This window comes from Nostoc sp. DSM 114161, assembly GCF_052692665.1.
In genome coordinates, this window is record NZ_CP195141.1 from 4,480,665 (window position 1) to 4,503,392 (window position 22,728).

General features: G+C 40.9%; 17 protein-coding genes. 5 read left to right on the forward strand and 12 right to left on the reverse strand.

All coding sequences use genetic code 11. From position 1 onward, the window contains the following. Window positions 1-30: 30 nt before the first annotated feature. Window positions 31-1,455, reverse strand: coding sequence for a CCA tRNA nucleotidyltransferase (locus NSTC745_RS19420; RefSeq protein WP_445632386.1), 1,425 nt, complete (start codon window positions 1,453-1,455; stop codon window positions 31-33). 86 nt (window positions 1,456-1,541) lie between these two features. Between NSTC745_RS19420 and NSTC745_RS19425 the strand changes: the two genes are divergently transcribed. Next, window positions 1,542-1,790 (forward strand): Ycf34 family protein, encoded by a 249-nt coding sequence (locus NSTC745_RS19425; protein ID WP_190958542.1) that lies wholly within the window; start codon window positions 1,542-1,544, stop codon window positions 1,788-1,790. A 774-nt stretch (window positions 1,791-2,564) separates the two neighbouring features. Here NSTC745_RS19425 and NSTC745_RS19430 read toward each other — a convergent pair. Then, window positions 2,565-3,857, reverse strand: a complete 1,293-nt coding sequence (locus tag NSTC745_RS19430) for a hypothetical protein (protein ID WP_445632387.1) — start codon at window positions 3,855-3,857, stop codon at window positions 2,565-2,567. 823 nt (window positions 3,858-4,680) lie between these two features. Between NSTC745_RS19430 and NSTC745_RS19435 the strand changes: the two genes are divergently transcribed. Both NSTC745_RS19435 and NSTC745_RS19440 read left to right on the forward strand, forming a co-directional pair. After that, complete coding sequence (locus NSTC745_RS19435) at window positions 4,681-4,995, forward strand: hypothetical protein (protein ID WP_445632388.1); 315 nt, start codon at window positions 4,681-4,683, stop codon at window positions 4,993-4,995. Between the two features lie 565 nt (window positions 4,996-5,560). Continuing rightward, entirely contained in the window at window positions 5,561-6,613 is a 1,053-nt protein-coding gene (locus tag NSTC745_RS19440) for a hemerythrin domain-containing protein (RefSeq protein WP_445632389.1), read from the forward strand. Window positions 6,614-6,994: 381 nt separating this feature from the next. On the opposite strand, the gene NSTC745_RS19445 is transcribed toward NSTC745_RS19440, so the two are convergent. The 10 genes from NSTC745_RS19445 to NSTC745_RS19490 all read right to left on the reverse strand — a co-directional run bounded on the left by NSTC745_RS19445 (window position 6,995) and on the right by NSTC745_RS19490 (window position 20,601). Next, window positions 6,995-8,191 (reverse strand): M20 family metallopeptidase, encoded by a 1,197-nt coding sequence (locus tag NSTC745_RS19445; RefSeq protein WP_445632390.1) that lies wholly within the window; start codon window positions 8,189-8,191, stop codon window positions 6,995-6,997. 130 nt (window positions 8,192-8,321) lie between these two features. Further along, a complete protein-coding gene (locus NSTC745_RS19450; RefSeq protein ID WP_445632391.1) occupies window positions 8,322-10,352 on the reverse strand; it encodes an FAD-dependent oxidoreductase in 2,031 nt (676 codons plus the stop codon). A gap of 461 nt (window positions 10,353-10,813) precedes the next feature. Continuing rightward, window positions 10,814-12,010 (reverse strand): hypothetical protein, encoded by a 1,197-nt coding sequence (locus NSTC745_RS19455; RefSeq protein ID WP_445632392.1) that lies wholly within the window; start codon window positions 12,008-12,010, stop codon window positions 10,814-10,816. Between the two features lie 134 nt (window positions 12,011-12,144). Continuing rightward, entirely contained in the window at window positions 12,145-13,521 is a 1,377-nt protein-coding gene (locus tag NSTC745_RS19460; RefSeq protein ID WP_445632393.1) for a diaminopimelate decarboxylase family protein, read from the reverse strand. 253 nt (window positions 13,522-13,774) lie between these two features. Next, complete coding sequence (locus NSTC745_RS19465; protein ID WP_445632394.1) at window positions 13,775-15,661, reverse strand: asparagine synthetase B family protein; 1,887 nt, start codon at window positions 15,659-15,661, stop codon at window positions 13,775-13,777. A 6-nt stretch (window positions 15,662-15,667) separates the two neighbouring features. After that, entirely contained in the window at window positions 15,668-16,291 is a 624-nt protein-coding gene (locus tag NSTC745_RS19470; RefSeq protein WP_445632395.1) for a DUF3859 domain-containing protein, read from the reverse strand. A 109-nt stretch (window positions 16,292-16,400) separates the two neighbouring features. Then, window positions 16,401-16,589: a hypothetical protein gene (locus NSTC745_RS19475; protein ID WP_445632396.1), complete on the reverse strand. Its 189-nt coding sequence runs from the start codon at window positions 16,587-16,589 to the stop codon at window positions 16,401-16,403. 129 nt (window positions 16,590-16,718) lie between these two features. Beyond that, a complete protein-coding gene (locus NSTC745_RS19480; RefSeq protein ID WP_445632397.1) occupies window positions 16,719-16,973 on the reverse strand; it encodes a DUF7219 family protein in 255 nt (84 codons plus the stop codon). A 191-nt stretch (window positions 16,974-17,164) separates the two neighbouring features. Further along, complete coding sequence (locus tag NSTC745_RS19485) at window positions 17,165-17,488, reverse strand: hypothetical protein (RefSeq protein ID WP_445632398.1); 324 nt, start codon at window positions 17,486-17,488, stop codon at window positions 17,165-17,167. 263 nt (window positions 17,489-17,751) lie between these two features. Continuing rightward, window positions 17,752-20,601 (reverse strand): CHAT domain-containing protein, encoded by a 2,850-nt coding sequence (locus NSTC745_RS19490; protein ID WP_445632399.1) that lies wholly within the window; start codon window positions 20,599-20,601, stop codon window positions 17,752-17,754. Between the two features lie 334 nt (window positions 20,602-20,935). Between NSTC745_RS19490 and NSTC745_RS19495 the strand changes: the two genes are divergently transcribed. Continuing rightward, entirely contained in the window at window positions 20,936-22,030 is a 1,095-nt protein-coding gene (locus NSTC745_RS19495; RefSeq protein WP_445632400.1) for an AAA family ATPase, read from the forward strand. Then, the gene (locus tag NSTC745_RS19500; RefSeq protein WP_445632401.1) at window positions 22,023-22,715 is read left to right on the forward strand and encodes a DUF3226 domain-containing protein; all 693 of its coding nucleotides are present in this window, start codon (window positions 22,023-22,025) and stop codon (window positions 22,713-22,715) included. Before NSTC745_RS19495 ends, NSTC745_RS19500 begins: the two co-directional genes overlap by 8 nt. Window positions 22,716-22,728: the final 13 nt, after the last annotated feature.

A 22,728-nucleotide genomic window follows, 5' to 3' on the forward strand; every position in this document is an offset into this window, starting at 1 on the left:
AGAACTTGTACAACAACTCTCCTCTGCTCCCTATCTCCCCTTGTCCTCCGAAGTTTGGAGCGGAGGTTTCCTCCGCTCCAACTTCTCTCCTTGTCCCCTTGTCTCCCCTGCCTCCCCTGCTCCTCTGCCCCTCTGCCCCTCCGCCTCAATCAACTGATGTGCCAATGCGATCGCCTCTGTTGCTGTGGAAACTTTCCCCTCAGCTTGTGCGATCGCAATTTCTGTTAACAATTTGCCTACTATTGGTGAAGCTGGAATATCTAGTGCTATAATCAACTCCTTCCCACTGACTAATGTAGTGGGATGAGCGACCAGATCGTCAGGGTTAAGGTAGCGGTTGATTAAAGGTGCAAAGACAAGGCAACGCGTTGCATAGGCTTCCTCTGTTGTAGCGACTGCTGTGTTTAGCTGCTTGTTGCCAGACATCGCCTCTACCAAATTATTAGATGCTACGGCTAGTGCTACCGTGGCAGGAAACACAATATCTGCATCTTGGAACAAAAAGTATTGTTCTCGCAAAGACATATTTGCCACTTTCAGCTGCGGGGATAATTTTAAAGCAGTGCTTACACCGCGAATTTCAGCACGACTGTAGGTAAGTTCCTGTAATTCTATTTCTGCTAATTCTGGATCTGGGTTGACAAGACAAGCAAGTTTAGCAATGGCTAACCAAGTTGTTTTGATGGTATCCCGGACACATGCTTGTAGTTGTACTCCCAGTTGTTGCCAATTTTGAGCGAGTAAAACTGCTGCATCGTCAACAGCTGCTAGTTTATTTAAACTTTCACGGGTGGCGCTTTTGAAGAAAGGTTTAACTAAACCATCTTCCCAAGCACTTGTTATCCAGGGAGTACCCTGAGAATTTGCCAATAAATAACCGATTTCTACCCGGAATCGTTCTGCTGCAACTTTGCTGATGTGTGATGCCAAAGAACGAATTGTGGTTTGGGTCGCTGGCTCGATAGTAAAATTCAGTTGGGCAGCTTGGCGATAAGCTCGCATTAACCGCAAAGGATCGTCTTCGAGGTTTGCAGGTGATACCATTCGCAAAATGCCTTGTTGTAAATCTGCATAGCCTTGTAGAGGATCGATGATTTCTTGGGTGTGGGGATTGTAGGCGATCGCATTTATTGTAAAATCCCGTCTGTGCAAGTCAACCTCTAAACTGTCTCCTTCTTGTTGGGCAAAATCAGCCGTGGCGTGGGGAAAAACCACACGGGCGATTTGTCGTTGTGCATCGAGTAAGACAAACCCAGCATTATAATGATGGGCGATCGCTTTTGCTACCTTTACCGCGTCAGATGGGATTACAAAATCTAGATCCAAGTATTCGCGAGTTCTGCCAAGCATGGCATCGCGAACGGCACCACCCACCATATAAGCGGGTTGTGGCAATAACACCAAGCTAAAAGGCCAATTTTCGGGAGCTAGGGTAGAAGCAACAGAAGAATGCATTGTAATAAAAATCAACCCAGCAACTAATGAATAAGACTCCAGCTTAAGCTAGATTAACAATAAAGGCCCCTGGAGTTGGTTCTATTATGTGTATTTGCGTGAACTGCCACTATGTAGACCGCTGTCTCACCTATCATGCCGTAGAAGGGCAGCACCAACAACCCCACTTGACCGAAACACCAGATTTTGATCCGAATGAACCTTCTATCAACGTCAACATCCGGACTAAAGATGATGTGATTGAAATGGAATGGGACGTTGTTGGTTGTTTGAGTTTTAAGCGGGAAATGGGTAAATGGTCGAAGTTGCGTCCTGGAGAATTAGTGCCGACTTAAAATTTTGGATTTAAGATTTGCAATTTTAGATTGGCAATTCAATTCCAAATTTATTTACAAAAATCTTGGCAAAATTATGAATTGTCTGTAGGGGCATATAGTTCGCCCCTACCTATTTCTATGCAGCATTGCCCTAAAGCATAAAAAACAGAAGACTAATACTAATTTGGAAAAAGAATGTGACACTTAGGTAGGGGCACAACATTGTTGTGTCCTTATGAATAATTCATGTGTTCCCAATACGGTTCAGTTAACGTGTTTATCCCTCGAAGATCCCCCCAACCCCCCGATAAATTGGGGGACTTTTTCTTCTAATTACCGCCTTTTTAAGGGGTCGCCACAGGCGGGGGGATTTTATCCGAACAGTATTGCATGTATTCCAAAAATTATTTGAATTGCTAAGTAGAAGGACTAAATTAAACTAAAAAAGAGGTTGCCGGGTTTCGACTTCGCGGAAGTTGAATCTCGACTTCTCTACGAGACGCTACGCGAACGCTCGATTACCGCGTAGTCGAAACTCAACCCTCATTTTCTCAAGGTTCGAGCATTGAGCGCAGTCGAAATGCGTCTTCTAAATAATTGTGTCCACTTACTTGTAACAAAATCATTTGCAGAATTAGGGCGGGCTTTTCGGCCCACCCCACAATAGTTTCAGGAAATTTAGATATGCAAACTAGATGCGGAATAAGCGATCGCTTTGACAAATATGCTGAAAAATGCACTACTCTAACCGAGATAGAAAAAGCGATTCCCAATCCCAAATCCAAAATTAACTTAACGAATGCCATCATTATCAATTGCGCTGTAGCTATCGTTAGGAAAAAGCCCCAACCAAGGGTCAGAACTAGGAGTTAAAAATAGTTGGGCGTATACTTGCTGATTGAGCGTTTTCACATTCTTTGTTTGGTTACCTTCCATAAACCATTGATGAATTTGGCTGTGCAATATATATTCATTTCTGACTGTATCTAAAGCCATTGCAGCCTCAAAATTTTTCACTATTATCGGTAAATTATCTTTTGGAGTGTTGGCAGGTTGAGACTTTTTAGCTTTAATTAAAGAAATGCTGTTTCGATCTAACTTGGCATCGCTGGCATACAGTTGAGCAATTTTGTTCCAAGTTTCTTGGTCGGTAATTTCAGCTAAAGCCTTTTGATTTTGTTGGGTATTGGGCTGGAGAGCAGTGAGCATTGGTGTTTCAACTCTCATTTTAGAAACTGCCAGAGAACCTGCGATTTGGGCTGTTGGTGGTTGAGTGGAATTACTGGGAGATTCTACTAACTTTGGAGGAGACTGAATACCCAAGCGGGATAAGTCTGCAAGCCATTGGGCTTGGATGGAATTGTAGCGATCGCTGTGGTATTTTCTTAAAAAAGCCTCGCGATCGCCTGGTGTAAGTTTGCTATAGTTTTTTGCTACTACTTCAGCCTGCTGTAACTGCCGTAGAAACGCCTTAGGGCCGTATAACCCCGGAATTGCATCGATTGGGCGACCGGATGCATCTAATATATAGTGAATGCTATTGCCTGTAATTGTCCGTTCCAACTTGCGCCCATCACCGAAATCAATTGTAACTTGCGGTACAGGGCGCACTGATTCCCAGTGCAAAATAAAGCGGTCTTGAAGCAGCCGAGAAATTTCACTATTGGGATATAGCGCTACCCTAAAGAATCTACTATTAGCACAACTCAAATCGCGATCGAGTCTACCCAACAAGCGCAAAGACAAAATGGGTTTACCGCTGATTTTGGCAGCAGCTTTGGCTTGTTCGATGTCTGTATACCAATACAGACGAGAGGCGTAACAGTCCCGTTGTTGGCAGAGTTCGTCTAAAGCCGTCCGCAGTGCAGCAGAAGGTAAAACATTACCTGAAGAATAGTTGTTTAACTCATTGGCATGAGATTTGAGGAATATCTGCAAGCCATTTGCACCCTGTTTGCGAAGCACAGAAGCTTCTTGAGATAACTTGGAGGTTTCAGTTACAGGAGTTTGAGCATGAGCTGTCTGCAAAAGAGAGAGGCTAACTAGTATGAGTACGAAGGGATTTTTGAGAGTTCTAAATTTCATAAATCTTAAAAGAATAGAAGTGTGGATGTTAAGCTATTACGCTTTTAAATTGCACAGTCACTCATCCTGTTGACTAGTTAACTGCCAACAAACCAGAAAAATCTAATTTAATTTCCAAGATTGAACGGATGCTAGTAAAGTTTCTCAAAAGGATAAGTAGGTAGACATAATTAATGTAAACTACAAAAGTTTAAAACCCCAATAACAACTGGCTTTTCCCTTCTACCTATTACTTAGTAAATCTTCAAAAATCCACATGCAGTAGATTGCAACTTTGTGAAGTACAGATAATTGCGGAACCCGTAGGGTACGGTGGTACCCTTCTCTAAGAGACGCTTTCAGTAAACGGGTTTTAGCAGTACGCCCCTACCTGTGTACTTGATTTATCTAAAAAATGCTGTAAATCTTAAGCTTATAGGCAAATAATTTTCTCGGTACTTACCTAATAAACTCAGGTTTTTATCCGTCCCTTAACATTTACAGGTATTTATTTACGGAAGCAACTTCATCAAAAGTACAAATTATTAAAATTCACATGTATTAATTTTGTATTGAAATTTATTTGAACTAGAAAATGATAGTGCTGTGATGAAGATTGATTTTTTTTAAATCAGTAATATTTCTGTTTAAAATCAAAGCAAATATAACTAAATTATTGATATTGTAAGTTGCACTAATTTCTAGTCACAGCTAGAAATGGGTAACAGGCTTTATTTGAGAGCGCAATAAGTTATCTGGGTAAAATCGCGATTTCCTTTGAGACAGAAAACAAATACAAGCTCTGAAAACTTGGAATATTTATTAACCAATTTGACAAATCACCATGCAAAAATATATTTGGAAGCTGCTAATGCTGGTATTAGCAACAATTTCGACTTGCTCTATTGCTCCATGCCATGCTCAAACGGCTGCAAAATCTGATAATCAAAATACTGACAACATTAGTTCTGTATCTTCAAATTCACCTTCTGCTATCCAATTGCGTGATTTAGTCAATTCTACTGATAACAAATCGACTGTGATATCTGAGACAGTGAGTAACACTTCTGTTTCTCAAGCTAATATAACTGCACCTCAACCCAAGGTCAGAATTCCTATATTCAGCAGAATTTTTCGCACACCTTCGATGGGGCAGTAATTAAGTACTCAGACAAACCAATTTATTATAATATTGCGTCTATGGCAGAGAATAGGGAACAGGCTTAAAAGTTTCTTGATGTTGAGCTTTTTCGATGGTATTTTCAGGTGAATAGACTACGCGTTAGGGACACAGTAATGCTGTGTCCCTACGTCTATGTGTAGATGTGGTTCATATCTAGGAAAACTATTGCAAATCCATCGGCTGTTCCACAGCTTCCTTGTATATCTAAATTTGATTAAAGTCTTGGGGTTGGAACATCTTGTCTGTCTTAATTATGCAATTGAAATGTAGAGCAGTTTAATCATCCTAGAGACATAGTTTTTTGTGCTCCAGAATGGGTAATCTCTTGAACTTGAATGAATAGTGAATAGGTTGCCCTGATTGGAATTACAAATCAAAGCGATCGCCCCGATTCATATTTTTATTTTGCAGTAAAAACTTGATATTTTTCTACCCACAGTTGTGAAGGCAATCGCTCAAAAGAAAGATGGAATCCCCCTAACGTCTATGTAAACCTGATATTAGCAATAATTCCAAACACTTTGTTAGAGGAGAACTCAGGATGGTAGCTAGTTTAGATGATACGAAACGCAATGCTATTGCTGTGAAATTAGCAAGTATCAAAGCGCTGCAACAATTGGTCATCGAAAATGAACAACTCCTTTTGAAAGAAGGACTTGATTCCGAAATTGCCGATCGCATCCGCAATTTCATCAAAGATGATGAAAAAAATCTTGGTGTTTTGGAAACTGTAATTACTCAGTATGGCATTCAGGCTGAACCCAAAAAAAACGTGACAGAATTTATTGAAAAAGCTCGCGAATTGTTTAAGGGTTCAGAGCTAAGCCTATATGAAAAAGTATCTCAACATGAATTGCTGAAACATCAAATTGTAATGAGTGGTTTGATAGTCCACAAAGCCGCTCAAAAAGTTGGTGCTGATGTAATAGTGGCGATCGGGCCTTTGAATACCGTTAACTTTGAAAACCGCGCTCACCAAGAGCAACTCAAAGGTATTCTAGAAATTCTCGGCGTCCGCGAACTAACTGGACAAGATGCAGATCAAGGAATTTGGGCACGCGTTCAAGATGCTTTGGCTGCGGTAAGTGGCGTAGTAGGTAGTGCTGTCACTCAAAATAGTGACAAAAAGGATTTGAATATCCAAGATGTCATTCGCCTCGATCACAACAAGGTAAATACTCTGTTTACCGAACTGTTACAAAGCAACGATCCACAAAAGATCCAAGAATACTTCGGTCAAATTTACAAGGATCTCACAGCTCACGCTGAAGCTGAAGAAGAAGTTGTCTACCCAAGAGTACGTTCTTTCTACGGGCAAGACAACACCCAAGAACTGTATGACGAACAAGCCGATATGAAGCGTCGGTTAGACCAAATTAAATCTATCAGTCCCTCTGCACCCGAATTTAAAGATAGAGTCAAAGAACTGATGGATATTGTTGGCGACCACGTTCGTCAAGAAGAAAGCACAATGTTTGCTGGAATTCGCAACAACTTGAGTACCGAGCAAAGCGAGCAACTCGCTACTGAATTCAAAGCTGCTAAAGCCCGGATTCAAGAAAGATTAGGCGTTGTTACTGAATCTAAGATCTAATCTGACTTAGTTGCGATCTGAAATTGCTAGGTAAATAGAGCAACTCCTAACACTATGTGTTAGGAGTTTTTGTTTATTTTTGAGGACTGGGGACAAGGGGAGATGGGGGAGTGTGGGGAGTGTGGGGGGATGGGGGAGTGTGGGGAGTGTGGGGAGTGTGGGGGGATGGGGGAGTGTGGGGAGTGTGGGGGGATGGGGGAGTGTGGGGAGTGTGGGGAGTGTGGGGAGAGAAGGGGGAAAGATTTCTTCACTATCCTCCCACACCTCCCACACCTCCCTCTCCTCCCACACCTCCCACACTTCCCACACCTCCCACACCTCCCACACCTCCCACACCTCCCACACCTCCCACACCTCCCACACCTCCCACACTCTCATTACCTATTGCTTACAATCCAAATTCTGTTGCCAATATTTATAAGCTGCGTAAGCCATAGTCACAACCCCAGTGATAATGGCAGATTCATTAACTTCAAATTGGGGATGGTGTAATGGGTGGTTAACGATTCTTTCTTTGTAGCCTACACCCAAGCGAAACATTGAGCCAGGGACGCGTTCTAAATATATAGAAAAATCTTCGGCACCAAGGGACGGTTCGGGTAAGACTTGAACGCGATCGCTACTCCAAGCTTCTTCTGCGGCTGATTGTAGCAATTGTGTCAAACCGTAATCATTTTGAACGCTAGGTACGCCCTGACGATAATTAACTTGATAGCTTGCTCCATAAGCACGGCAGACGCTAGCTACAATATTTTCGATCCAATTTGGCAAATGGGCGCGGGTTTCAGGATGAAGCGATCGCACCGTTCCCAATAACTGTACTTTATCAGCAATCACATTGGCCGCTCTGCCGCCATTAATTTTACCAATGCTCAACACCACAGGACGTAAGGGATTCTGGGTGCGGCTGATGGCTTGTTGCAATGCAGTAATCACTTGAGATGCAACCCAAATGGCATCAATCGCTTCATGGGGACGCGCCCCATGTCCAGATTCGCCAATAATCAAAATTTCTAGATCGTCAGCAGCAGCAGTCAACGCCCCATAACGCACCCCAATGGAACCTGCGGGTATAGAAGGAAAAACATGAACCCCTAATATAGCTGAGACGTTTTCCATCGCCCCATCTTTCACCATCCAGCTTGCCCCTTGGGCAATTTCCTCGGCTGACTGAAATAAAAACCGCACCTTACCACCCAATTCTTCTGCTATTTGGGCAAGTATCATTGCCGTTCCTAATCCCACCGTGGTGTGGACATCGTGACCGCAAGCGTGCATCACACCAGGTGTGCGAGAGGCATATTCCAAATTAGTGGCCTCTTGAATTGGCAAAGCGTCCATATCGGTGCGAATTGCCAATAAACGCTCATTTTGACTAGTGTTTTGCAGTTCGCCGATAACGCCTGTTTTACCGACCCCTTCTTGGACGTGCAAACCACTAGAAGACAAAACACCAGCTACAAAAGCAGCTGTTTGGTATTCCTGACCGCTGAGTTCGGGGTGGGAGTGAATGTGGCGGCGAATTTCAATTAAGCGAGGTGCTAGTTTTGCTGCTAAGTCTTTAATACGAGTAAGCATCGATATCAATTTGTCTACAGGCTTGCTTCTATGATAAGAAACTGTTAATAAATAGAGCCAAAAATAAAGGTTTTTGGGAATTAGGAACTAGAAATCGTTTTCTAATACCTAATACCCAACACGCAATACTTTATCGCCAATCTTCCCAGTTTTGGTTAAAAATAGATGTATCCGGGAAGGCAGTCGGGTTACCATTTTTTTCCAACAAGCGTTTGAGTGCTTCTAGCTGTGGTTCTGGTTTGGGTAAGTCATCGACTAGTTGGTAAGGTGCGATCGCATTTTTAATCGCAAAGCTAGCAACGGTTCCCGCAGCTGCACCAGCCGACCATTCAAAGGAATGTACTCGATAAGCGGCGGCGGCAATATGACTAGTGCCAATACTTTTACCTCCTACCAGCAAATTGTCAATTTTCTGGGGAATCATCGCTCTCAGGGCGATTTGGAAGGGATAAGCTTGACCGGCACCGCGTCTTTCACCTGCACGTTCTGTATTACCAGGGGTTTCTGGGGGACTGTTGGTCATACAAGGATGGAAATCTATGGCGTAGTGACCAATACCCACAGCGTCGGGGAAGATGGTAGAACGAGTCCGGCGCATTACTTTGTCTGGTGAAATCTCCCCCGCAATTACAGATGTCGCTTCTAACCCCGCTAGTGCGGCTGTTAATTGCCGATACATATCTGCTGGCAGAGTTTTGCGGTAATATTCGTCATTGTAATTGCGGCGAGAAATATCAATTTCCCAAATAGTAAAGCCTCCCGGCTGCCCCCAACTAGGGCGGCCAATGATACGGCGTCCTTCTCGCATGTAGGGATATTTCGATAAGCCATGTACTGTGCCCATTGGCGACTTTAGCCCCATCAGAAAGCGGTTATTAGTTCGCGGCTGCTTAACACCTTCTCCTAGTTGAGAATCTGTAGTTCCAGCCACCAACCAGTAATAGTAAGAGAGGGCATTTTCTTCACCTTTGCGGAGGGTTTCTGTCCGCAGTCCTCCCATCCAACCCCCTGGCTGTAACTGTCCGGTACTTTGTAACTGTTGGCGAGTATAAATTAGGTTATCCTTGGCTGTTCCTGGGCGGTAGTCGTTACCCCAAGTCCAGTTTTGCATCGAAATATCCCCTGGCGTCGCCGCATTAAAAGTTACACCACCAAATTTTGTGGGTTGCCCTTTGTCGGGACTCCAAATGCGACGGTAGGTGAAAACTAAGTCAAAATTAGCCAGTCGTGTTAATTCATAGCTAAAGTATGGCGAGTATTGTAAATAAAATGGCGGCATTGTCTGGGGTTGCGGTTCCTTAGTTGCCTCCATTGCAAAGGTGTAGGTAAAGCCTTGAGGGCAATAAGGATCGTTGGTGGTGCTGGAAGCAGAAGGTTCTAAGTAAGAACGGGCATCAATGCCTAAGCGGTAGGGGACATCAGCAAGGGCGATAATTTCCCCGGTTTCGCTGGCGTCTACAACATACCACTTGGGGGCATCTCCCTTAGTTTGCTTGGGAATGAAACGGAGAATATTTTTGGTAAATAGAGACGAGTTATCGTAGCGATAGGCGTCTTCAATGACTTGAGATAAAGTTAAACTGTTAAGGGGTGGTGCGTCTTTTGCTGGTTGATGTTGGATGGCGATCGCACTATTAATTAATTTACCATCAGCACCGATTTCCAAATCCTTAATTACCGTGTTAGGAAACCATTGCAGCTTTCCTTTGCCCTGCTTTTCGGCATCTTTGAGCATCTGAGCCAAAATGGCATGAGCATCGCGGGGAAGAAAACAAGACTCACTAACCCAGCAATCACCAGGATTCAGTTTACCGTATTTACGCTCAATGCGGTTTCGCAATTCCAGATAACCGCGAGAATAGAATTGCTTTGCCCGTTGGGTTGGACGTTCATCTAATGCAGATGTCCCTTGGGCAGAAATTTGTCCTCCCAGCCAGTCAGTAATTTCGGTGAGGCAAACAGTTCGTCCTGCGAGTAATCCTTCATAAGCTGTAGCCGCACCGGATAGCCCCCCACCCACAACTAAAATATCGCAATTGATACTTTTATTTGGGCTTCTGGGTGGTGTTCCATTTGCCCCATCAAGTGCGACTAAGCTAAATATTAAATTGAGACCGAACAGCGATGTCAAACCATAACCGACTTTGTGTCTACATTTCATTGTTAGTAAACCCTTTCAAATCCTCTGTCACCTTGTAGACGGTAGCATCGAAGAAATGTCGATCACAAGTATATTGAATTGAAACTATGGAGAATGATTGAGGGTGACGCAAACAGAAGTCCGAGGGTTGGCTTTTGGCGATCGCGCAGCTAATGGGATTCCGATATAGGACTCATATTTGATTTTTGAAATATACGTATTACGACACCCTTCTTAAGGATTTGGTGCGTTATGCTTCGCAATAACGCACCCTACAGATACTTAAATTTTTTGGCGTTGGTGAGTGGAAATATGAATTTAACTCACGCAGAGGAGCCACTGCGTTGGGCGGGTTCCCCGACTTGAAGCAAGTGGCGTCGCGCAGAGTCGCAGAGAGTAAGAGTTGAGAAGAGTTAATTTTTGAATTTCATATTCAAATTCAGCAATGCCAATTTTTTCAATAATCAAATCGGATTTTGATATTAACCAAAACTTTGAACAACGTAGATATCATTTCCTGCATTATCGGCTAAAAACAAGCCGCTGTCAGTATTTTCGATGTTTTGGCTACCAGCAATACCTTTTTGCAGAATTTGAATTATTCTTTGGGGGCTAAAAGATTCCAACTCCACAAACTTTCCAGATTCTAAAAATTGTATTTCTTCAGTAGAGAGATTTTGAAGAATTTCTCCAGATAATTTTTTTGCTGCTTGCGCCGATTCTGGAGAAGTTTGAATAAACATTCCGCGTTTAGCAGCAATAATTTGGCGTGGTGTTAATCCAATATCAATAATTATAATATTGCTATCTTGAAACCATTTAGGACTAGTGCGGAGATGGCGAACTAAACCGATTCCTTGGGGACTGCAATCATGGAGAGCATAGACTTTAAGATCGGGATTGCGGCGTAGCATTTGCATCATAGTTTCAAAAATACCTTGAGGGTAACCAGTGATGCTGAGAATTGCACAGTTATTTTCAAAATGGAAATTATTAGCGATTAATAGTTGAGCAATAGTAGCGCGATCGCAAACTATTAACCGATCGAAACTGTAAGCAGTAACTTCAGGATTAAATGTAGCGAGGGTTTTGTCTTCGCGTGGAGAAGGAAGAATTTTGACAATTAAACCATTAATTTGTCGCCAGCGATTTATCCAATTTTCAAATTCGTTTTGAGAAAATAAAAATTGTTGTGTTGATAGTCCTGAGTTTTGTAGCTGTTGAGTTCCCAAGTATATCGATACCATTCCCATGAGGACGCTCAAGGTAAAGGCATAGAACGAACCGATCGTTAATATGCTGGTAGATATTCCTCCAGCTAGAATGATAATTCCGATAATTTGTAAAATTCTGGCATTGGCTCTGCGACTTTTGAGGCTAAGTTTACTAGAATCGCTATCTTGAAAAATCTTAAAAATATAAATAGCATTAAAAATAAACAGTAATAAGACGACAATTTCATGATTGCCGCCTGTTACACTAGCCGACAAAAAACCTATAAGTCCGCTCAAGAATACATAGTTTAAAAACAAACTCAATCCTGAAGAAAACGATCTCCCTCCAAGACGCATATTTAAAAAATAAAATAATTGTTTCGGTGTAAAAAATAAAGTATTATTAACAGAAATATCTGATAAAACTTTGGCGAAAAGAGGGTCAGTAATTTTAACTTTACTCATACTCGTGGGTTCAAAAGCAAACGGATGATTGCATTGTAAACACCGACCTTGATTAGCTGTTCGGTCTTTTAATTTATTATCAGTTCCGCATTTAATACACTTCATAATTTTTATTGGATATTAGTAGTGAACCTTTAGTTATCCAACACCTGATTCGCCAGCAAAACATTGTAGTCTTCTCGTTGGCGAATTAGTCGATGTCTGCCATTTTCTAACAAAACTTCCGCAGGTTTAGGGCGGTGTAAAAAGTGAGATGACATAGCATAGCCATAAGCACCCACATCTAAAATGGCAATAACATTACCAATTTCTAATGCTGGGAGTTGGCAATTTTTCCCTAGATAATCTCTGGAGTAAGTTGTGTTACCGCAAACATCGGTTGTGAATAGGGAGTAGGGAGTGGGGAGTGGGGAGATGGGGAGATGGGGAGATGGGGAGGTGGGGAGATGGGGAGATGGGGAGGTGGGGAGATGGGGAGGTGGGGAGGTAGGGGGACAACTTGCAGCAATTTCTCCTTGTCCCCTTGTCCCCTTGTCCCCTTGTCCTCTTTGCCAGGTGATGATTTCTCGGTATGTACCGTGTACTGAAGGTACTGGAAGATTCGCAACGGTGGTGTCAACTCCGAGAATTTGTTTATCTCCTTGCCATTTTACAGAAACAACTTGAGCAAGCATTGTTGCACATCCAGCGATCGCAGCTCGTCCCGGTTCAATTACCAGATCAATTTTCCTTGGTAAACATGCAATTTTCTCGCTCAACTCAGTCCCAAATATTTCCCAGTCAAATCCTACTGCATTGTGATGGTAGGGATAGCCAAAGCCACCACCAAAATCGAGATATTCCCAATCTGGCAAAAGTTGTGCTGTCCCAATTACTCGATCGATTACTTGGGTGAAAGCTGCTGTAGCATTAGTTCCCGTCCCTCGATAGAAATGTAAACCACTCAGCTTCACTCCAACCTCACCAGCCAAAGCGATCGCCTCAGCAAATTCCTCAGGACGCACGCCAATGCGGCTATCTCCAGTAATTTCTGGCAAATTAACACGCAAACCCAGGCGGGGGGAAAAAGAGGAAGTTGTACAGTTAGTTAAGATTTCGCAGCACAACCGTAACTGATCGAGGCTATCTAAATTGAGAGTTGTAACTCCCCAATTGAGAACTTGTATCATCTCAGCCTGGTTTAAATTGCTCCCAGTGTAGACAATTTCACTGGGATCGAAACCCGCTTGCAAACCGAGAAAAATATCTCCTGGCGTATTAGCGTGGAGTCCCCAGCCAGCTGAGCGAAAAATTTTTAACAGCGCAATGTTACCATTAGTCACGCTGGCAAAGCGAAATTGTGTATGAGGATAGCTGATAGCCCCAGTTATATACTCAATAGTTTTGCGTAAGCGATCGCCATCATAAACATAAAGTGGAGAACCGTATATACTTATTAACTCCTGCGCCTGTTCCCAAGAAAATGGCGGACTCAGGGAAGTTTGAAAGTTAGAAAATTTGTTACTCTCCATAATTTCAACTTAGTTGCTCCATCTAAGTAGGTAGACATAATTAAATGTGGCCTTGCTGAATCATGGGATGAAACCCGATCTATTGAAATCTTAAACTCCTTATTCTCTCTGCGCCTCTCTTGCCTCTGCGTGTTAGCGTAGCGGGGCGTAGCCCGATAAATCATCCCGTAATTATGCAACGCCTAAATGTAAAATACAAAAGTTTAAAACCACGATCGACACTGGCTTTTCCCTTCTGCCTCATGCCTTCTCCTTATAAATTACGAATTATTTGGTAATTTTTCCATAGCCAACGCGGTAACCAAAACGGATGATTCCAAGATTGTTTGCTGAAGTTTTCATTTAAGAAGTGCGATCGCCAAAGTTGCCACATAATCAATAACCAGAGAATCTCACCAATTCTACGGCCTTGAATAGCTGCTCCGAATTTACCTTCAACTATTTGGGTAGCGATGTGAGGGTTGAAATGATTGTTAGCACCCAGTATTTCTGGATTTAGCCAAACACCAATTTGATGCCAAAAATCATTTAAACACCAAGAAGTTAAAGGAACTCCCATACCACGCTTTTGTCGCCAAACAATTTCGTGTGGCAGCCAATTTTCTACAGCACGTTTGAGGATATATTTTTCACAAGCTCCTTTTAAGCAAAGTTCTCCAGACAAACCGAATGTCCACTGTGCTAAATCTAGGTTACAAAAAGGCGATCGCACCCACAATCCATTAGCCAACCCCAAAGCACTAGCACGAGGATGGATATTTTGCGCCCCTTTGAGCATCAAACCACCACGCCGGAGACGATGTAGCAAAGATGGACACTCAGTAGCATCTAGAGCCGCCAACAACCAATCTTCAGGATGCAAATTCTCGATCTCGGCATATATTTCTGGCTGATAAACTTGAGACTCGTAGCCCCAAAGCCGATGAAAAGTCCGGAGATATTGCTGGATAAAAGTTTCCTCTCCAGCGGGATTTTCCGACTGATAAACACCTGCGGCAATTAAAGGTTTATTCGTCCAACCAGCAAATAATTGATCTCCACCTTCTCCATTAAAAATTATCTGAGTTTCTTGACTAGCTCTTTGAGATAGCAGATACAACGGAACGCACGCGCCATCACCAAAAGGTAAATCCAATGCTTCCACAGTAGGAATTAAAGCATTTTTAATATGATTTGGTTGTGCTGCTACTTTTACTAAAGGAATTTTCAGAAATTCTGCGACTTGTTCAGCATAGGAATATTCTGGAATCCCTGCATGACCAAAATCCAAAGTGTAAGCGCGGACTTTCACCCCTGCTTGCACCAGTAGCGCCGCCACCACAGAAGAATCAAGTCCGCCAGAGAGAAACACTCCCACAGGTTCATCGCTTAAATCAGCAATTTGTTGCTCAATGGAATTTTTCAGAAGGACTTGCAATTGTGCGATCGCTGTAGCTTCATCTGTTAGCTGTTTTGGAGCTTGTCGCCAAGAATTGATATTTTTAGATTTAGGTGTTTCAAGGATATTTAAATTGGGATTGCGCCAAATCAATTCAGTCCCAGCCGGAACTGCAAACACTCCAGTCACAGGAGTTAAAGGTGTCGGAACATAAGAAAAACAGCTATAGCCGTATAAACCAGGAACGCTAACATCTGGCTGTTGCAAAATCGGTAAGAGTAATTTTAGTTGAGTTGCAAACCAGATTGCTTGTCCTTGCACAGTCCAATACAAAGGCATCTTTCCGAAAGGTTCTCTGCCCAAAATCAGGCAATTATTTTCCTCTAAACTTACCCAAGCATCAGGCGAAGTAAATATTCCTGACGCCGAAACACCAGCAATTTGATTTTTTAACAGTGAATAATTTCTATCCAGTCCTATATAAACAACATTCCAAACAGGAAAATCATCTTTTTCCTGACAATTGAGGCAAAAAGTCTCTGAAATTCTTATTTCTAATAAATTACCGCTATCATAATTCTCTCTGTGCCCTCTGTGATTCGATTTTTCCTTACCCGGAAAAGAGGAAAAATTCAAAGCCTCTCCCCTAGTAGGGGAGAGGTTTGGAGAGAGGTTTTCCAAAACACCAGTTAACAGCGCTTCCAACTGATGTTGAGCGCCGTAACCCCAATACCCAAAAAAATTATGTGGGATGTCGCCCATATTGGACTAGTTCACTTGAAAGGTTTCATCGCTAATTTGGCGGCCTTCCAAAAACATTTGCACCTGCCATTTGCCAACAGTTGCATCTGAATTAATTGTGTGGCGACACTGAGTATTCCAAACAGAGGTATTAATTCCGCGGGTTTGATAGCTGTTTTGCTTGACAATTTGACCGTTTGGGTCTAGCCAATTACAAGAAAGAGCTAGTTTTTTACCCAAGGGTGCATCCTTCAAGGTGACACGATAAAAAACTTCTGGATTGCTTTGGCGGGAAATTGTGTTTAAATTACTACTATTATTTTGCGCTAAAGTAATGCGGTCTTGTTGAGCAGAAACACGAGCAAGTGCAGAATTTTGTTGCTGCATAACAAATATTGTCGATGCGCTCACCACTGCTAAGAATGCTACCACCCCAGAAGTAATCCATCGATTTTGGCGTTGTTGCACCGAGAGTGCTTGACGACGATTCAACTGAACTATAGCTTCATCTAATAACTCAGGGGGTAAGTTCATCTCCTGTAAAATTTCTTTAACCTGCTGTTGGTCTAATTCTGCTTCTCGACGCGTTTGCAGACTTTCCACTTCAGTGACTATTTGTGCTAATTCCTCTTGAGTCAGTCGCGGCGTCATAGCATAACTCCTGTTTAAAAAAGTTGATGGCGCTTGTTGATGATGTGCAATACAAAGAGTGTTTGGGAGAAGATACCCTACTGAATTGCAAAAAGTTACGCATCATCAACTACAAGTTTATTTCGTTGCTTTTCGGATTTTTTTCCAAAAATTTGCGTATCCTGCCGCAGGCATCGCTATTTTGATTATAATGAGGTGTTTTGGTGAATGCTAAAGTGCGTAGTTTACCGCCGTAGGCATCGCTCCTAACAGCGAAAACCACACCCAACATTAAACCCAGTCCTGAATTAGCTTCCAAAAACTAATTAACTCGATCCGAAAACTCTTAATGCTAATATTAATTGTTTATTTTTTTAACAGTTTGGAAAATTTTCGATAATTTTATTTATCAAATGTATCAAAAAATATCAAATAAGTTTTTAAAACTTTAAATTTCTTTATTTACACCAATAGCTAGTTCCTTTTTGCTATGTTTCAGCTGTTTCCAAAGCACCTTAATTTGCTCGTAAGCTTCTTCAGTAGATAATTTTCCACCTGTTTGCAGACAAGTGATATAAGTAATTTTTTGGGCAAACTCTTGCAGGTTGGCATTAAACACCAAATTCTCTGGCTGAAACCTACCATAATACCGACTACGAGGGTAAAGAAAATTGTTTTTGTATTCTGGGTTGGGGTGTGTCATGAATTTACTGTCCGTAAGTTTTACTGGAGTTCTAGACTGAACTTTTATCCAAATCTAAATACACACAAGAAATTCAAATTCCAGAACCACTGCTCAAAATCAAGGGCATTGGGTGGTTAAGAATGTTAACAGTTAACTGTTCAATGAGAAGTTATGATTCTCCCATCCGCACCCTGCCCCTATGACTTATACTATTTAGCAAGATTTTCAAAGTCTGTTATTGCATAAGCAAACTCTCTAAAAGCTGTCTTAATTAGAACCTCCTTGGTTCCTCTCTCCAGCGAAGAATTGCGTATGAGGTCTGTTAATTCTATAAACAGCAGAGAAAACATAAAACGATCTTGGCGATCGACTTGTTTCAAACAAGAGAATATAAATTCATAAAGCTCTGTTTTTCTTGGCTTAGTTTGTTCATCCCATATCTGCAACCCAAGCCGAAAAGTTCTCAAACGGATTTCGTTAGTATTGTAGGACGCGTCTTTGTAGCGCACTGATACGCGTTGGGGTAAGTCCATGAGTTTTAGCTATGCATATTTAATGTAAAGTAATTATTCACTTATATCTCGCCTCATCCGGAAAAATTTCCATAGGGCATTGGGCATGGGGCATGAGGAGATGGGGGAGTGTGGGGAGAGAGGGGGGATGGGGGAGTGTGGGGAGTGTGGGGAGAAAGAGAATTTATGCCCCCCTCTCTTCCCACACCTCCCTCTCCTCCCACACCTCCCACCCCTCCCACACCTCACACACTCCCCACACCTTTTACCCATACCCCATTCCCTCATTTCCACTCACCTTGTAGAGTAAAAGCTGCCCAATAATAAGGTGCAGCATATTTTTGAGTGCGCCAAATTTCGAGTTGGGCTGTTCGCAATGCTGCCGCAGGCTTTAATCCTTCTTGCAGCATCTTTTTATAAAAGACTGTCATCAATTCTGATGTTGCCTGGTCATCTACACTCCACAGACTTACCACAACTCGTGGACTCCCTGCATACATAAACCCTCTAGTTAATCCTACCAATCCTTCTCCTCTAACTTCCCCTCCCAGTCCGGTTTTACAGGCACTAAGTACTACTAGTTCTGCTTGGAGGTTGAGATTAAAAACATCGTGCAAGCGCAAAAACCCATTTTGTGGCATTCCTTTGTCGTCAAATAGTGACAACACCATACCTGATAACTCTGGATGTTTGCTATTGAGAATGCCATGAGTAGCAAAATGAATGATGCGATATTGACTCAAGTCATTGCTAGTTGCAGTGTTACGGCTAGCGGTAAAGTCAAAAGCTGGCTTGGCTTTGTTAGCTGGAACAAGGGCGAGAATTTGCTCGGCTTCGTGACGTGTAAATTTTAAACGCTCAAAATTAATTTCTGAGTCTTTAGCAGCTCTATTTAAAGCGAGGGTGTTTAAATTAGCTTCTGTTACAGCTGGATGAGACCCTTGTACTTTACTTTGCAGACGTTCATCATCAATACTAAAAATGGGATCTGCTAACACAATTAATGTCTTGGCAGCTGGTTTGCGTTCTTTATGTTCATTTCTGAGAATAGCCACTGTAGAAGCTGAAGGTAAAGTAATAACTTCGTGATTAATTAGTAATGGTTCATAGCTACTATTTTTTTGGGAATTAGGTTTAGTCAAGGCGGCAAACGGTACATATTGCAAAGCACCATCGCTGACAACTACTAAGCGTTTATTTTCAAGTTGCGGGGCTACTGGTGCAAGTATGATTTTAGATAGAGCATCTATGGATGGGCTATGTTTGAGATATGGGGTAGTAATTTCTTGACGTAACTTTTTAACGATCGCTTCAATCTCTGGACGCTTGGGTAGTTCGTAGCTGGTGATACTCTTATTAGTAACCGCCCACAGATAACTCCGGTTTTCGCCTAAAGAGTATTCTAAAAGTAAGGTGTTCTCATCAAGTACTTGCTGTTGAATTTGGGCAAGTGAAAGAGGTTGCGGTTGAGTTAAAGCTGCATAATGTGGACTCGTGGTACGGATTTTTATCTGGACTTGCTGATATTGTTCTAAAACAGCTTCATTTTCTTTTTCTAAATCTTCCACTTGGGCTTGAGTGTAGTTTCCACCTAATAGCTGTATCCGACGTTTTTCTAAAACATCAAGTTGTTTTTGTAAGTCGCGTTCTTGAGAAAGTAATTTTGGTTCCACACCTTGGCGAATATCAGCTTTAGCTTCTGTCAGCAGTTCCAAAAGACTGCGGGCGCGAGCGCGTTCGCTGGTTTGCAGCGCCAGAGCATCATATCCTTTGGATGGTTCCTGCTTGTGCAGTTGCATCAACAAATCAATATAGAATTGATAATAGTTCTGTACGGTAGCAAAATAGGAAGCGCGGAGTTCCTGAGAGTTAATTTTGGTACGTAGGTCTTCAACAATGTTGATAACTATTTTGATTTGATTCAAGGCAGCGTTAAGATTTCCCTGTTTGCGTTGAGCAGAAGCCATGTTATAAAAAGTCAGAGCTTCTCCTCCTCTATTTCCTACTTTTTGGTATAAAGACAGAGATTGCTGGTAATAATCCAGCGCCTTTGGTTGTTCTCCCAAATCTGAGTATATTAAGCCAATATTGATGAGGTTAGCTGCTAAACCTAATTTATTTTCTGTAGATTTAAAGAGAGGTAAAGATTGCTGTAAATAATCTAGTGCTTTTTGTTCTTCTCCTATCTTCAAGTAGAGATTACCAATGTTATTTAAGGTGCGAGCTTCACTTAATTTATCTCCTAAATTTTTGCTGATAATCAAAGATTTATGAAAATAATCTAGCGCTTTTTCTTGTTGTTGTAAATCTGAGTAAATTGTAGCAATATTGTTAAATGAAGTAGATTCTGCTAACTTGTCTCCCATTTGTTGATTTAAAGCCAAAGATTCGTTAAAATAATCTAATGCTTTTTGCTGTTGTCCTAAATGTAAGTAAATCAAGCCAATATTATTAATAGTACGGGCTTGCCCTAATTTATCTCCCACTTCACGCCTGAGGGTAAGGGATTGTTGAAAATAATCTAGTGCTTTTTGCTCTTCTCCTAAGTTTAAGTAGACATTACCAATGTTGTTGATAGTACGGGCTTCTCCTACTTTATCTCCCATCTCTCGCTTGAGTAACAAAGCTTGGTGAAAAAAATCGAGGGCTTTTTGCAATTCTCCTATATCTGAGTAGAGGTTACCAATGTTGTTGAGGGTAATAGTTTGTCCTTTTTTATCTCCTATTTCGCGTCGAAGTAATAGGGCTTGATTCAAATAAAAGAGTGCTTTTTGTTGTTGTCCTAAATCTGAGTAAATTTTGCCCAGATGACCGACGGTAAAAGCTTCTGACGAACGATCGCCTATTTTCTGATACAGTGGAAGTGCTTCTTCAAATTTAGCGATCGCCTTTAACAAAGATTCTCCTGTTCCTTGCTCGTATAGCTTCTTTCCCTCTTTATATGCTGCATCAGCAGCAGCGCTAATTGCATCGTTGGTTTTTGTTTTCTGTGCAATGTTTATCGGGTATTCTTTAGCAATCGCAATATTTGATTCTGTAAATAACAAAATGCTGGTAAAAAGAACAATACTACGACTTGCTACAAATGGGAAAATTTGCCATTGTATTGAGTTAGATATTTGAAATTTAGTCATATACATCTGGTTTTTCTAGCTTCCTAAGATTTAGGATTCCCAAAAGCAAGTAAAAAACACTAGGCTAGCTCATTTGAGAAATTAATTTGCTACAAAGATTATGTAGACTCGTTCCTATGTAAGTTTGGTAGGATATTAATTTTCTTTACAATCGTGCTATATATTCTATGATTGCCTATGTTATGTATGGAAGCAATACTATTAAGCAGTCCGAGCATTATAGGTGGTATTATTAGCGTAAGCTAACTATTTGAGCTACTCATGTATGAATTGAAGATAAATTTTATGTTTTTTAGGTAAAATAAAATTAAACTATTTAAAGGTGGAGATTATAGTGATTAAAAATATTAAAATAAAAAATTTTAGATGTTTTAATGATTTGAAAGTATCTGGGTTTGAAAAAATAAATTTAATTAGTGGAAAAAATAATGTGGGAAAAACTGCATTATTGGAGGCATTATTTATAAATACTGCTCCACGTCCAGAGACAATTATTTTTCTCCGACATGTAAGACGAGAACAGTTAAGTTTTAGTAAATCTTTACCTGAAAGAACCTGGAATAATTTTTTCTTTCGTCAAAATAAAAGTAATGAAATTGTAATTGAGGCTAAATTAGAGAATGAATCTTCAAAAATAGTTGAGATATACGTTGATGAATCTATAAAAGATTTTTCAGATGAAATTGATGAGCAAAATAGTGATAATGAGATACAAGAGAATATTATAAGCCTTTTTTCTGGGAGTGAGTCAGTGCAATCTGTAATGCACCTTAAAACAAGGATTAATCACGGAGAAACTTTTGAAACTTTAATTATTTCAAGCACAAAGGGATTGCTAGCAAGAGATATAAAAATTCCTGACATTAAAAATGCTTTTTTCATACCTTCATTCTTAAGAGTTTCTAGTAGAGAGTTAGCAATGGAGTTTGATAAGGCTCGGTTAAACGAGAAAAACCATGAAGTTCTAAGAGCTTTTCAGGCTATTGATTCTTCGATTGTAGAGGTGGAAAGCTTTAGTATTGGCGAACCAACTGTTTATCTTAAAAGAGAGGGAGAAAGTAGGTTACCCTTGTCCTTATTTGGTGATGCAATTAATCGCATCGCTGATATTATCTTAAGGCTTGTGAATAATGAGAATAGTATTTTGCTGATTGATGAAATTGAAAATGGGATTCATCACTCTAGTCAAGTCTATTTTTGGACTATTCTTTACAAGTTGGCTAATGATTTAAATGTGCAAATATTTGCCACAACCCATAGTCTAGAAATGACTGAGGCTTTTATTAAAGCTGGCTCAGAATATCAAAATACAGCTGCTCATTTTGAACTAACAAGACAGATTAAAACCAACAGGATAGTTGCTATAAGGCGAGATTTGGATACTTTGGATTATGGGATCAGCCACAACAAAGAGGTGAGAGGTGAGTAGTAATATTTTGATTGTGGAAAGCAAAAATGATAAATGTTTCCTTCAGGCAGTTATTCGTGATCTCCAACAAAATATACAAGTTGCACCCCCTATAATTTCAGATGAAGATTATAGGTTAATGGAAGGACTAGATAAAAAAAAGTTAACAGATGCTCTCAAAGATTTAAAAGCTGATATACAGAAGGGGGGGATTGAAAGAGTAGGTATCATTATTGATATTGATAATTTTCCAAAAGAGCAGAGAATTAGCTTTATTAATGAATGTGTTCAAGAAGCTTTTACTGAAGCGTCATTACTTACAACAGTTAAAGAATTCGTAACTTTAACTGTTGAAGATATAAATATCAAGCTGGCTTGCTACTTTACCAACGTTGGTGGACAAGGGGAACTTGAAACAGTCCTAAAACTTATTAAAAAGGAAAGTTCTGTTTATGCTGATTGTTTAGAGAGTTGGAAAAACTGTTTGCAAAAGAGTGGTCAACAAATAACCGTTAAGGAATTTGATAAATTTTGGGTTGATATGTACATCAGATTTGATACTTGCTCAAAAAAGGAAAAAAATCAAGCAGAGCGTAAATGTAGCATGAAGAACTTTGATTATGTAATGACTCACAAAACAAAGATTTGGGATTTTGGGCATCCTGTTTTGAATGATTTAAAAGACTTTTTGCACCTATTTTGTTGATCCCATCACAATA